Consider the following 12,845-nt stretch of genomic DNA (forward strand, 5'->3'; position numbering starts at 1 on the left):
CCCCTCCCACTACCGGCCGCGTCCGCTTGGTGATGAGCGCAGTCGTGTTATTAGCTGTTAGCGAAACAGGTGGGGCCGTTGCAGGGAAGCGGATCTGCAATGGTGTCCGTAATAGACTGACGCGGAGCAGGGCATGGACACTTCAAGCGAATATAGCGGTGGCTGCCAGTGCGGGGCGGTGCGGTTTCACGTGCGTGGTGCGTTGGTGGACGCTTCGATCTGTCATTGCCGCATGTGCCAGAAGGCATTCGGCGCGTATTACGCGCCGCTGGTGTCAGTACGAGGCACCGAGTTTCGCTGGACCCGTGGCGAGCCCAGGCGCTTCGCATCGTCGAACGTCGTGCAGCGCGGTTTTTGCGCCGACTGCGGCACGCCATTGACGTATGAGGCACCCGACGGCGTGGCAGTTGCGGCAGGTGCCTTCGATATGCCGGAGCGGCTGCCGCCGCATATCCAATATGGTTTGGATCGCAAGCTGCCCTTCGTCGATGGCCTGGCGCAGCTGCCCACGCGTCCACCCGAGGACGATGCCGCCGCGGAGGCTTTTTTGGCCAGCGTGGTGTCGCGGCAGCATCCGGATCACGACACTGCGCATTGGCCTGCGTGAGACATCGCCCTGGTTTGAGTGTGCTGCTGATCGCGGCATGCGAGCAGTAACGGTGAAACCTCGCTCGCGGCTGCCACTCGCCGCGGCAAGACGCGCAGGTGCACCGACTGGCAGGCATCCATCGGCACAAGGGGGGGCGCGGCCAGCATGCGGTCCAATGCAGGCATGCGCCATCGACCTCGGGCGCTGCGCGTCCAGTACCAGTGCCATCGCCGCATCGCGTCGTTGGCATCGCCGTGCTGCATGCCCCGGCCGTGACGTGACAGGCCGCAAGCCCTACCATTCCCCTTTACCTTTTCGTATGCCCGCGCAATGAGCAAGCAGAACCAGTGGATCGTCGGCGTCAATGCTGTCGCCTCGTCCGTCGAGAACGACGCCGACAACGTGCGCGAGGTGTTGATCGAGGCCGGCAGCAAGAACCCGCGCCTGACCGAGATCGAGGAACAGGCGCGCCGCAAGGGCATCGACGTGCGCCGGGTCAACACGCAGGCGCTGGACGGCGTGGGCGGGCAGGTGCGCCACCAGGGCGTGGCCGCACGCTATGCCGCCGCGCGGCTGTGGGCCGAGAACGAGCTGGAAGGGTTGGTCGAGGCCGCCGAAGGACGCGCGTTGGTGCTGATCCTCGATGGCGTGCAGGACCCGCACAACCTTGGCGCATGCCTGCGCAGTGCGGCAGCGGCGGGCGTCACCGCGGTGGTGATTCCCAAGGACAAGTCGGCCACGGTGAACGCCACCGTGCGCAAGACCTCCGCCGGTGCGGCCGACCGCATTCCGGTGGTGGCGGTGACCAACCTGGCGCGCTGCCTGCGCGACCTGCAGAAGCAGGGAGTGTGGTTGTATGGCTTGGCCGGCGAAGCAGAGGCTTCGTTGTATAGCGTGGATCTGCGCGGCAATGTCGGGCTGGTGCTGGGTGGCGAGGCCGATGGCCTGCGCCGTCTCACCCGCGAGCACTGCGATGGCCTGGTCAAGATCCCAATGCCCGGCGAAATCGAAAGCCTCAATGTGTCGGTCGCGACCGGTGTGACCTTGTTCGAGGCCGTGCGCCAGCGCCTGGGCACCTAGCGGCCTGCATGCATCAGGTGCGGGCGCAGGCGTGCCGGTCTACGTATCGCACGCGCGTTACGCGATGCACCGCAGCGCCAACGCTTGATCGATGCATTGCCGATGGGCAACTGCGCAATGTTCCGCGCAGATGCAGGTCGCGGGGCGCTGCCAGGCGCACGCGCAGGGAGTTGCAGCAAGGCTTTCCAGACCTGCGCAGACATGGTCGAACGCAGTGCGACGTTTTTGCCTACCATATCGCCAGCGAACGGCGCGTTGTGTGTGATGAACGATGGGGTGGGCGCCTGGCAAACAGGCGAGAGCAGTTGCGGCGTCCAGGCGTCAGCACGACGAAACAACAGACGCCAGCAGCGCTGGCTCGGTGTCGGCGCCTGCCTGCTGTTGGCGCTGTGTTCGCTTGTTGCGGTTGCCTCACCGGCCGGAACGGCACGCTTGCGCGATTACGCCATCGACAGCTGGAGTTCGCGCAACGGGCTCCCGCACAACTCCCTGCGCGACATCGCCCAGACCCGCGACGGGTATCTGTGGTTCGCCACCTGGGAAGGCCTGGTGCGCTACAACGGGCTGGAATTCAGCGTGATCGACCGCAGCACGCGCCCGGGGCTGCCCGATAACGGCGTCGGCGCACTCTACGTAGATCGCGATGGCGCGCTGTGGCTGAGCGATGCGCGTGGCAACCTGGTCCGGCATGCTGCCGATGGGCAATGGCGGCAGTGGCAGTGGCAGCGGCAGGGGCAGTGGCCGCAGGCGTTGATCCATGCCATGACCATGGACGCCGAAGGCCGCATGTGGCTATTGTTCGAAGGGCATGGGCTGGGCTGTCTGTGGCCGGATGGGCGCTTCGACTATTTCCCGCCGCACGATGACGCGCCGCTGCAGAGCAGCTTTCCGCGCATGGTGTTCGATGCGCGGGGGCGCTTGTTGATCGGCACCTTCGATGGATTGATCTACCGCGAACCGGATGGCCGCATGTACCGCGCGCCGGCTGCATTCGGGTTTCCACCAGGGTTGGCATGGCCGTATCGCGCGACGGACGGCACGGTGTGGGTGGTTGCGGGCGATCAGCTGTTTCGCCTGCAGGGCGAGCGCGCCGAGCTGGTGCATCGGGTGCCGGGGCAGGGCCACTTCACCGCGATGCTGCAGGATCGCCACGGCGATCTGTGGCTGGGCAGCGAAAACCAGGGGCTGCTGCGGATCGGGCCGTACGGCGTGGAGCATCTGCCGGCCGGCCGGCCGGCCGCAGCCTGCCGACCGGACGCATCGTCAGCCTGCGTGAGGACGCCGAAGGCAGTATCTGGGTCGGCGCCAATGGCGGTCTGTTCCGGCTGCGCGAGACCCTGTTCAGCAGCTACAGCCAGCGCGATGGATTAAGCGGGGACTACAGCCGCGCCATGTTGGAAGACCGCGACGGCAGTCTATGGATCGCCGGAACCGTCGGCCTGGACCGGATGCTGCCGGACGGGCGCATCGTACCGGTGCCGGTGGTCACACCCTCCGGGCGACGCCTTTCGGTGCTCAGTCTGGCGTTGGACCGGCACGGCGATCTTTGGGTGGGCACCTATGCCGATGGCGTCTTCGTGTTGCGCGCTGGGCACGTGCTGCGCCATTACGGCGAGGCCGAGGGCATTCCCAGCGGGCATATCCGCGCGATCGTGATCGACGACCACGATGCGGTATGGCTGGCAACCCAGCGTGGCGTGGTGCAGCTAGTGGATGGCAGGCGCGGGCCGTTGGCGATCGAAGGCCTGCCTGCCAGCGTGGTGACCGCATTAACCAGCGTCGATGGTGCGTTGTGGATCGGTTCGGTCGATGGTGCGGCAGTGCTACGCAACGGCAAGCTGCGCCAGTTGAATCTGGAAAAACTGGGCGGCGCGCGCAGCGTGTTCGGTTTTCAGACCATCGGCCGCGATGTGTGGATCTCCACCGACCGCGGCCTGTATCGCGAGCGCGATGGCGTGCTTGCACGCGTGGGTCTGGAGCAGGGCATGCCGGTGGATACGGTGTTCCAGCTCATCGACGACCGGCGTGGCAATGCATGGATCAGCAGCAATCGCGGTGTGCTGCGTACCGAACTCAAGACCCTCAATGCCGTTGCCGACGGGCATGGCACGCTCGCGACCGAACGCTATGGCGAGATCGATGGCATGGGCAATGCGCAAGCCAATGGCAGTTCCGGCCCCAGCCTGCTGCGGCGTGCCGACGGCACGGTGTGGGTGGTGACAGCTGGCGGTGTGAGCAGGGTCGCCCCCTCACGCCTGCAGCGCTTTCGCTAACGTCGCCCGCCGCCGGCAGTGATCGAGAACGTGCAGCAGGATGGTCAGCCGTTGGTGTGGCGCCAGCGCGCACAACTGGCTGGCGGGCATCGCTTGAACGTGTCCTACGTCGGCATGAGCTTTCTGCTGCCGGAGCGAATCGAGTACCGCACCCGACTGGAGGGTCTGGACACTAGCTGGACCGAGCGCGGCCGGCAGCGCAGCGTGGAATTCATCGGCCTGCCGCCAGGCCGGTATCGTCTGCACGTGGCTGCGCGCCATCCGGGTGGGGCATGGAGTCCGCACGAAGCGGTGTGGGCGTTCGAGGTATTGCCGCTGTGGTGGCAACGCCAGGATGTGCGCCTGGCCGTGGCGCTGGGGACGCTCTTGTTGCTGGCCTTGCTGTATCGCGTATTGCTGCATCGCTACAAGACCCACAACGCGCGCCTGGCCGAGCTGGTGCGCAAGCGCACCGAAGACCTGCAACGGCAGGCGCAGCGTTTGCTGCAGGCCAACCAGGAAAAGAGCGAACTCTTGACGCGTTTGCGCATCAAGTCCGATGTGTTCGAGCGCCAGGCGCATGAAGATGCGTTGACCGGGCTGCCCAACCGTCGCCATTTCGACGAAGCACTGGCGCGCGATATCAGCCGTGCACGGCGCAGTGCGCGGCCGCTGGTGCTGGCGATTCTGGATATCGATCACTTCAAGCGCATCAACGACCATTATTCGCACGCCAGTGGCGATGCGGTCCTGCACGAGGTGGGAGTGCTCCTGACCGCGGCCGCGCGCGCCTCGGATCTGCCGGCACGCCTGGGCGGCGAAGAATTCGCGCTGCTATTGGCCGACACCACACTGGATGAGGCACAGGCGCTCTGCCTGCGCATCCGCGCGCTCTTCCATGCCCGCCACAACTGGGCCAGCGTCGAGGGCTTGCAGGTGACCTTCAGCGCCGGTGTTGCCGCGCTGCGCGACGACGACACCGGCTCGTCGCTGATGCAGCGCGCCGATCATGCCTTGTACGAAGCCAAGAGCGCCGGCCGCGATCGGATCTGTGTGGGTTAGACGCCGGGATTCGGGATTCGGGAATCGGGATTTGGGATTCGCAACGGCAGTGCAGGCGTTCCTTCTCCTGCACGAGAAGGTGCCCAGAAGAGCGGATGAGGGTACGGCAGCAAGCAGCAGTGCTGCGTCGTGATCAGACGGTTGCGGCTCGTGCTTGGTAAACGTACGCGATTGGCCGCTTCAATCCAGAAACCACGACGCTTCTGCCAATCCCGAATGCCCACTCCCGCATCCCGTCCTCACACCGGCCCGGGCCAGGCGTTGGCGATCTTGCAGAACAGGCGTGCGGTCTGTTCGGTGTCGTAGACCGCGCTGTGGGCGTCGGCGGCATTCCAGTCCAGTCCTGCGGCCTGGGCGGCGCGTGCCAGCACGGTCTGGCCGTAGGCCACGCCACCCAACGTCACCGTGTCGAATACGCTGAAAGGATGAAACGGGTTGCGTTTGTGGCCCACGCGCGCCACGGCCGCGTTGAGAAAATTCAGGTCGAAATGGGCGTTGTGGCCGACCAGGATTGCGCGCTGGCAGCCGTATTTCTTCACTGCCGCGCGCACCGGCGCGAACACATGATCCAGCGCGTCCTTTTCCTGTTTCGCGAAGCGGAACGGGTGGTCGAGCACGATTCCGGTGATTTCCAGCGACTTCGGGTCGATCTCCAGCCCGGGCGCCGGTACCAGGTGGGCGCTGGCGGTCTCGCCGGGAAAGAAGCGTCCATCGGCATCCATTTCGATCGGCACGCAGGCGATCTCCAGCAGTGCGTGCCTGTTCCAGTCGAACCCGCCGGTTTCCACGTCCACCACCACGGGCAGATAGCCACGAAAGCGGCGCGACATCGGCAAAAAGGAGGGGGCAGGCTGTGCATCGACCGGTTCGTTCATCCGCATAGCCTAGCAGGTCGCACGCCGGGCTCTGCCCTGGCTGCAGCTGGCACGCTCACACCGGCGGCAGCGCCGCCCCACGCGATCCGGTACATGACCTAACGCCACTGGCCTTGGCATGCATTGCCGCCCCACTGTCTGCAAGCGTGTTTCTCGAGCCGGGCGACTGCAGACCACGCAGCGCCAGTCGCCCCATACCGAAACGAAGAGGCCCGATCCGCGTTGCCGGACCGGGCCTCCCTAACGACACGGTGAGCGAGCGCTTAGCGAGCCGCGACGACGCTGGTAATCAGCCCGGTGGCCACTGCGATCAGCACGTACGTGTTGTCCACCCGACGCCATTCGTGCCCGCGCGGCGGCGGCTTGAGATGATGCTTGTGGTAGTCGGCAACGCGGCTGCCACGATGGTCCGGCGCCAGCCGCTCGCCGCGGCGATACGGCGGGCCGCGCCGGTCGTTGCGATGATCGTCGTGATGTGCGTTGCGGCGGTCGTCGCGATGGTCGTCACGACGGTCAGGGCCATGGTCGTCGTGACGCTGCGCGTCGCGGTCACGGTCGTGATCGAGGTCGTGCTGCTGCGGCGCTGCAAACGCTGCGCCAGAGGTCAGCAGCGTCAAGGCCATGAAAGATCCAATGAAGCGTTTCATCAGCGGACTCCTGCTTCACAGGAAATGCCTGTGCACCTGCACCCTAGAAGTTCCAAGCTGAATACGTAATGAGAAGGCCTTACGACACCTCGCCGGCACGACCGTCGGCGCGGTCTAGATGACGCCGGTGCTGCTGGTGTCGTCGCGCTTCACCCGCGGAGGCAAGGGCTGCTCGCCATGCACCAGGAACCATACGTTCTCGGCGATGTTGGTGGCGTGGTCGCCAATGCGTTCCAGATTCTTTGCCATGAACAGCAGATGCGTACACGGGGTGATATTGCGCGGGTCTTCCATCATGTAGGTGAGCAGTTCGCGGAACAACGCGGTGTACTGCGCATCCAGGCGTGCATCTTCGTCGCGGACGCGGATCGCCGCATCGGCATCCTTGTTGCGATACGCCTGTACGGCTTCTCGCACCGCATCGGCCGCCATCTGGCCGAGCGCGCGCAGGCCCACGGTCTGCGGCAGCGGCGGTGCGGAATTGAGCGCGATCGAGCGCTTGGCCACGTTGGCCGCGTAATCGCCGATACGTTCGATATCGGCCGGAATCCGCAGGCCTGCAAGAATTTCGCGCAGATCGCGCGCCATCGGGCCGCGCAATGCAAGTCGCATCACGTCGTGGCTGATCGCGTGCTCCAGCGCGTCGATCGCCTCGTCGTTGACCACGATGCGGTGCGCGGCATTGTCATCGCGACGCTCCACCACATCCAGTGCGGCTTCCAGCTGCGCCACCGCCGTCTCGCCCATGCGCACGATCTCGGCGACGAGACGGTGCTGCTCCTCGTCGTAGCTTTTGACGATATGGTCGTTGAGGTGCTGGTTCATCGTGATCTCGATTCGTGGCAGTGGTGGATGTCCGCCGTTACCTTGGCGACATGGCAGACGATGCAAATGTCGTGCCGGGCGGTGCGGCGGAACTGCGTCAATGCGGCGTTGCGCTGGCGCGCCTTACATCAACCGAAGCGGCCGGTGATGTAGTCCTCGGTCTGCTGCTTGGAGGGCTGCGAAAAAATGGTTTCGGTGCGGTCGTGCTCGATCAGGTCGCCCAGATACATGAAGGCGGTGTAGTCGGAGACGCGGGCGGCCTGCTGCATGTTGTGGGTCACGATCACGATGGTGTAGTCGCGCTTGAGCTCTTCCACCAGTTGCTCGATACGGCTGGTGGAGATCGGGTCCAGCGCGGACGTCGGTTCGTCCAGCAACAACACATCCGGGCGCAGCGCCACCGCACGTGCGATGCACAGGCGCTGCTGCTGGCCGCCGGACAGCCCCAGCGCGCTCTGCCCCAGCTTGTCCTTCACCTCGTCCCATAGCGCGCCCTGACGCAAGGCCTGCTCGACGCGGTTCTGCATGTCGGCCTTGGAGAGTTTTTCGTGGTGGCGGATGCCGTAGGCCACGTTTTCGAAGATGGTCATCGGAAACGGCACCGGCTTCTGGAACACCATGCCCACCTTGCTGCGCAGGCGGTTCATCGGGTACTTCGGCGACAGGATGTTTTCGTTGTCCAGCAAGACCTCGCCGCGCGCTTCCATCTTCGGGTACAGCGCGTAGATGCGGTTGAAGATGCGCAGCAAGGTCGACTTGCCGCAGCCGGAGGGACCGATCAACGCGGTGACGCGCTTTTCGGGGATCTCGATGTTGATGCTCTTGAGCGCGTGGTACTTGTCGTAATAGAAATCCAGATTGCGTGCGGCCACCTTCACCGGCGCCTGCGCCGTCGGCGCCCCCGTGGCGGCCGGAACAGCGATGCGATGCATCGGCTTGGCGTTTTGGAGATCGTTCATGTCGGGTGTCCGGAAGGAAAGGTCAGTCATTGGAGATCTTGTTGCGCAAGAGCAGGGCGCGCGCACCCAGGCTGACCAGCAACACGAACACGGTCAGTACCAGCGCGCCGGCCCAGGCCAGCGTTTGCCAGGTCTCGTACGGGCTGCCGGCGAACTGGTTCATGATCACCGGCACGCTGGCCATCGGCTGGAAGATGTTGCTGTTCCAGTACTGGTTGCCGAACGCGGTGAACAGCAGCGGTGCGGTTTCGCCACTGATGCGTGCCAGCGCCAGCAGCACGCCGGTGACGATGCCTGCCGAGGCGCTGCGGTATAGCACCTGCACCGTGACTTTCCATTGGGGAATGCCCAACGACAATGCCGCTTCACGCATCTGCGCCGGCACCAACCGCAGCATCTCGTCAGTGGTGCGCACCACCACCGGCAGCACGATGAAGGCCAGCGACAGCGCACCGGCGAATGCCGAAAAGCGCCCGCCGGTCTGCATCACGTACAAGGTGTAGACGAACAGGCCCAGCACGATCGACGGCGCCGACAACAGGATGTCGTTGACGAAGCGCACCACCACGCCGGCCTTGCGCGCGTTGCCGTACTCGGCCAGCCAGGTGCCGGCTGCAATCCCCAGCGGCGTGCCGATGGCCAGCGCCAGCCCGCACATCACCGCACTGCCGAAGAAGGCGTTGAGCAGGCCGCCTTCCTGCATCGGCGGCGGCGTCATCTTGGTAAACAGGTTGAGGTCGATGCCCGGCACGCCCTTGGACACCAGCGTCCACAGGATCCAGGCCAGGAAGAACAGGCCAAACAATGCAGTGACGCACGAGAGCAGCAACGCAATGGCGTTGGTGACCCGGCGGCGGTTGTAAAGCGATTGCGACACCGAAGCGGCGGACATCAGTTACCCTCCCGACGCGACAACTGCATCAGCATGAAGCGCGCGATGGCCAGCACGATGAAGGTCACGATGAACAGCACGAAGCCCAGCAGCAGCAATGCCGACCGGTAGGTTTCGGTGGCCTCGCCGAAATCGTTGGCGATCAACGCCGCGATGGTGGTGCCAGGCTCCAGCAGCGACGGCGATAGACGTACCGTGTTGCCGACCACGAAGGCCACCGCCATGGTTTCGCCCAGCGCACGCCCCAGCCCCAGGAACACGCCACCGATCACCGCCGAGCGGGTGTAGGGCAGCACGATGTCCCAGCTCACTTCCCATTTGGTCGAGCCCAGCGCGTACGCCGATTCCTTCAAGCGCGTGGGCACGGTCAGAAACACTTCGCGCATCACCGAGGAAATGAAGGGAATCACCATGATTGCCAGCACGAAGCCGGCCGTCAGCAGGCCGATGCCCAACGGCGGGCCCTGGAACAACGGGCCGATCAGCGGCAGCGTGCCGAGATGATCGTTGAGCCATGGTGTGACGTGTTCGGTCATCACCGGCACCAGCACGAACAGGCCCCACATGCCGTAGATGATCGACGGGATGCCGGCCAGCAATTCGATGGCGGTGCCCACCGGGCCACGCAACCAACGCGGTGCCACTTCGGTCAGAAAGAACGCGATACCGAAACTCACCGGCACCGCAATCAGCATCGCGATGACTGCGGTGACCAGGGTGCCGTAGATCGGTGCCAGCGCACCGTATTTGTTTTCGACCGGATTCCAGTCGGCCGAATAGAAGAAACTCAGGCCCTGCATCTGCAAGGCATGGCGTCCGCCCCACAGCATCGACAGTGCCGCGCTGCCGAGCGCCAACAGGACGAAAACGACCGTGGCGGCCAGCGCAAGCTTGAACAGGCGATCGGCGCGTGCGTCGCGCAGGTCGCGGCCGCGTGGCGCGGTCATCGCTTCGGGAATGGCGGTGGCATTCATTCGATTGGACTCGTCACCCGCGCAACGGCGGCAGCGTGAGACAGCAGGAACGGCGAGGCACCTTCAGGTACCTCGCCGCAGCGCAGCCCGCCGCATGGGCGGGTGCAGGGCATTACTTGAACTCGCTGCCCCAATAGGCTTCGATCTGCTTCACCAGCTCCGGCGGCAGCGGCACGTAGTGCAATTCGCTGGCCTGGGCCTGGCCGCTTTCCAGCGCCCACTTGAAGAAGTCCAGCGTCGCCTTGCTGCGCTTGGCGTCCTTGGGCTGCTTGTGCATCAACATGAAGTTGGTGGCGGTGATCGGCCAGGCCTTCTCGCCTGGTGCATTGGTGATCACCAGGTTGAAGTCACGGGCGTTGGCCCAGTCGGCGCTGGCAGCGGCAGCGGCGAAGCTTTCCGCATTCGGCTCGACCCACTGGCCGGCCGCGTTCTGCAGCGAGGTGTACGGCATCTTGTTCTGCAGCGCGTAGGCCAGCTCGACATAGCCGATCGAGCCCTTGATCTGCTGCACGTACGAGGCAACGCCCTCATTGCCCTTGCCGCCTACGCCACCCGGCCACTGCACCGAGGTGCCTTCGCCGACCTTGCTCTTCCACTCCGGGCTGACCTTGGACAGGTAGTTGGAGAAGTTGAAGGTAGTGCCCGACCCATCCGAGCGATGCACCAGGTTGATCTTGGTGGCGGGCAGGGTCACGCCCGGGTTGGCCGCGACAATGGCCGCGTCGTTCCACATGGTGACCTTGCCCAGGAAGATGTCGCCCAGCAAGGCGCCGGTCAGGCGCAGCTTGCCCGGGGCGATGCCTTCCAGATTGACGACCGGCACCACGCCGCCGATGGCCGACGGGAACTGGCCCAGGCCAGCCTGTTGCAGTTCCGTGCTGTCCAGGGGCTTGTCGGTCGACCCGAAATCCACCGTGCCGGCCTTGATCTGCGCAATGCCGCCGCCGGAGCCGATCGACTGGTAGTTGACCTTGTTGCCGGTGGCGGCGTTGTAGTCGGCCGACCACTTGGACACCAGCGGGTAGATGAAGGAAGCACCGGCGCCGGAAATCTCAGCGCCCTTGCTGTCGCTGGCGGTGGCGCCTGCGGTCGGCGCGCCCTTTGCGGCGTCTGCGGACGGCGCGTCCTTGCCGGGCGAACACGCGGCCAGGGCGAGGGCGATGGTGAGGGACAGGGCGGTCAGGCTGGCCGACTGCAATTTCATGGAAGCTCCGAGGCTGGATTGGCCGGTGTCTCCGGCAGACCACACTATGAAATGATGTTTTTGTTACACCTGCATGACAGCGCCTTCTGGCCAATGCATCACAAAAAAAAGACGCGGACCGCGGAGGGCGTGGCGCCCTCCGGGATCCGCGTCCCGGGGCCGACGCCGGGGAGAGAGACGGCGTCGTTCCTTTACGCGTTTTCGTGCTTGCCGCCGGGCCTTAGTGCAGGGCACCTGGTGGCCATTTCAGGTGGCCATGCAGGTCGCCGGCATGCACCAGAAAACCGCCCATGCGGTTTTAAAGCATGGCTTGCCCCACCTTGGCCGCTATATCAGGGGCCTGCGGCGTCCTTAGTGCGGCAGATTCTTGGCCCAGTACGCCTCGATCTGGGTCACCAGCGTGTCCGGCAGCGGCACGTAGTCCAACTGCTTGGCCTGCGCATCGCCCTTGGTGTAGACCCAGCGGAAGAAGTCCAGCGTGTTCTTCAGGCCCGCCGGGTTCTTCGGCTTTTTCTGCACCAGAATGAAATTGGTCGCCGTGATCGGCCAGGCGTTATCGCCGGCCGCGTTGGTCATCACCAGGTAGAAGTCCTTGGCTGTGCCCCAGTCGGCGCTGTTGGCAGCGGCGGCGAAGGTTTCATCCGACGGCTGCACGAACTTGCCGGCCGCGTTCTTCATTGCGGTGTAGGCCATCTTGTTCTGCAGCGCGTACGACAGCTCGACGTAGCCGATGCCGCCCTTGATCTGCTTCACGTAGGCGGCCACGCCCTCGTTGCCCTTGCCGCCGATGCCGGTCGGCCATTGCACGGCAGTCCCTTCGCCAACCTTGCTCTTCCAGTCCGGGTTGACCTTAGACAGGTAGTTGGTGAAGTTGAAGCTGGTGCCCGAACCATCGGAGCGGTGCACCACGGTGATCTTGCCGTCCGGCAGTTTCATGCCCGGGTTCAGCGCGGCAATGGCCGGATCGTTCCAGGTGCTGACCTTGCCCAGGAAGATGTCGCCCAGGGTCTTGCCGTCCAGCTTGAGCGTACCGGCAGCGACGCCCGGAACGTTGACCACCGGCACCACGCCGCCGATCACCGAGGGAAACTGCGCCAGGCCGGCAGCGGCCAGTTCTTCCGGCTTGAGCGGGGCATCGGACGAGCCGAAGTCCACGCTGGCCGCCTTGATCTGGGCGATACCGCCGCCCGAACCGATCGATTGGTAGTTGACCTGCTTCTTGGTGGCGGCGTTGTAGTCGGCCGACCACTTGGACATCACCGGGTAGATGAACGACGCACCGGCGCCAGTGACATCGGCAGCCTGGGCACACAGTGCCAGCGAGGCGGCGAGGACGCCGACGGCCAGACGGGTCTTGAAGGAGTGGATCACGGAACAGCTCCTGTAGCGAAGGGATGAGGACGTCCCGCCGTGGTGCCATTGCAGGGCAACGGCATGACCATGCGGTGTCTGGGAAATGACAGGCCGATGACGGCGTTGCGCCGTC

General features: G+C 64.9%; 10 protein-coding genes and 1 pseudogene. 3 read left to right on the forward strand and 8 right to left on the reverse strand.

Features of this window, described 5'->3' with window-relative positions; genetic code table 11:
• Positions 1 to 133: 133 nt before the first annotated feature.
• The 3 genes and pseudogenes from ACCQ00_RS08100 (at position 134) to ACCQ00_RS08110 (ending at position 4,983) form a co-directional block, all read left to right on the forward strand.
• Entirely contained in the window at positions 134 to 607 is a 474-nt protein-coding gene (locus ACCQ00_RS08100; RefSeq protein ID WP_033473818.1) for a GFA family protein, read from the forward strand.
• A 312-nt stretch (positions 608 to 919) separates the two neighbouring features.
• The gene (gene rlmB, locus ACCQ00_RS08105) at positions 920 to 1,669 is read left to right on the forward strand and encodes a 23S rRNA (guanosine(2251)-2'-O)-methyltransferase RlmB (protein ID WP_011346992.1); all 750 of its coding nucleotides are present in this window, start codon (positions 920 to 922) and stop codon (positions 1,667 to 1,669) included.
• A 264-nt stretch (positions 1,670 to 1,933) separates the two neighbouring features.
• A pseudogene (locus tag ACCQ00_RS08110) lies at positions 1,934 to 4,983 on the forward strand (diguanylate cyclase domain-containing protein).
• Between the two features lie 239 nt (positions 4,984 to 5,222).
• Here ACCQ00_RS08110 and rnt read toward each other — a convergent pair.
• The 8 genes from rnt to pstS (ACCQ00_RS08150) form a co-directional block, all read right to left on the reverse strand.
• Entirely contained in the window at positions 5,223 to 5,864 is a 642-nt protein-coding gene (gene rnt / locus ACCQ00_RS08115; RefSeq protein ID WP_080949032.1) for a ribonuclease T, read from the reverse strand.
• 257 nt (positions 5,865 to 6,121) lie between these two features.
• Entirely contained in the window at positions 6,122 to 6,505 is a 384-nt protein-coding gene (locus ACCQ00_RS08120; protein ID WP_039569126.1) for an RcnB family protein, read from the reverse strand.
• Positions 6,506 to 6,619: 114 nt separating this feature from the next.
• The gene (phoU, locus tag ACCQ00_RS08125) at positions 6,620 to 7,330 is read right to left on the reverse strand and encodes a phosphate signaling complex protein PhoU (RefSeq protein WP_008572166.1); all 711 of its coding nucleotides are present in this window, start codon (positions 7,328 to 7,330) and stop codon (positions 6,620 to 6,622) included.
• Positions 7,331 to 7,458: 128 nt separating this feature from the next.
• Positions 7,459 to 8,289, reverse strand: a complete 831-nt coding sequence (gene pstB, locus ACCQ00_RS08130) for a phosphate ABC transporter ATP-binding protein PstB (RefSeq protein WP_005913798.1) — start codon at positions 8,287 to 8,289, stop codon at positions 7,459 to 7,461.
• Between the two features lie 22 nt (positions 8,290 to 8,311).
• Complete coding sequence (gene pstA, locus ACCQ00_RS08135; protein WP_017155848.1) at positions 8,312 to 9,181, reverse strand: phosphate ABC transporter permease PstA; 870 nt, start codon at positions 9,179 to 9,181, stop codon at positions 8,312 to 8,314.
• Positions 9,181 to 10,155: a phosphate ABC transporter permease subunit PstC gene (gene pstC / locus ACCQ00_RS08140; RefSeq protein ID WP_003487154.1), complete on the reverse strand. Its 975-nt coding sequence runs from the start codon at positions 10,153 to 10,155 to the stop codon at positions 9,181 to 9,183. Before pstC ends, pstA begins: the two co-directional genes overlap by 1 nt.
• A 112-nt stretch (positions 10,156 to 10,267) precedes the next feature.
• Complete coding sequence (gene pstS / locus ACCQ00_RS08145) at positions 10,268 to 11,359, reverse strand: phosphate ABC transporter substrate-binding protein PstS (protein WP_017155849.1); 1,092 nt, start codon at positions 11,357 to 11,359, stop codon at positions 10,268 to 10,270.
• A gap of 351 nt (positions 11,360 to 11,710) precedes the next feature.
• Positions 11,711 to 12,730: a phosphate ABC transporter substrate-binding protein PstS gene (gene pstS, locus ACCQ00_RS08150; protein ID WP_017155850.1), complete on the reverse strand. Its 1,020-nt coding sequence runs from the start codon at positions 12,728 to 12,730 to the stop codon at positions 11,711 to 11,713.
• Positions 12,731 to 12,845: the final 115 nt, after the last annotated feature.

Source organism: Xanthomonas sp. NCPPB 3761 (genome assembly GCF_041475705.2).
GTDB classification, from domain to species: Bacteria; Pseudomonadota; Gammaproteobacteria; order Xanthomonadales; family Xanthomonadaceae; genus Xanthomonas; species Xanthomonas phaseoli.